Raw genomic sequence first — 440 nt, 5'->3', positions numbered from 1 at the left:
GCGAGCAGGGCGGTGATGCCCTCCTCGTCCTGGTCGAGCTGCTTCCGCCACGAGTCCTTCGACTGCGCGGTGATTCGGCCCTCGCTGAGCGCCTTCGCGACGATGCCGTCGCGACGGTCGGCGACCTGCTGCTCGTGCGCCTTGACGCCGAGCTCGGCCTTCGCCTTCAGGTCTTCGAGGACGGTGCCGTCGACGACCACGGCGCCGGCGGGGATGGGCGGGGTGCCGGTGCTCGCGAGCGCCTTGTCGAGCGCGCTGAAGACGCTCTCGTCCGAGGCGTCGGCGTCGGTCACGCCGAGCCGCTTCGCGATACCAGCCTTGAAGTCGTCGTAAGGCACGACGCTCTCCTTTCGGTTGGGTTCACCCGGCTCGGTCGAGACCGGGAGACTGAGGGACGCGCGGGCAGTCGCCGACGCGAACACGACGAGACGGGCTGCCGA

1 protein-coding gene is annotated in these 440 nt (G+C 70.2%); it reads right to left on the bottom strand.

All coding sequences use genetic code 11. The features are described 5' to 3' along the window. On the bottom strand, positions 1 to 338 hold a 338-nt coding region (locus LL239_RS17595), incomplete at its 3' end, for a hypothetical protein (protein WP_228164618.1). Positions 339 to 440 lie beyond the last annotated feature (102 nt).

The organism is Microbacterium testaceum (genome assembly GCF_020781835.1).
GTDB lineage: Bacteria > Actinomycetota > Actinomycetes > Actinomycetales > Microbacteriaceae > Microbacterium > Microbacterium testaceum_H.
The sequence above is the reverse complement of the archived record's forward strand: the minus strand, read 5'-3'. Positions and strand labels throughout refer to the sequence as shown.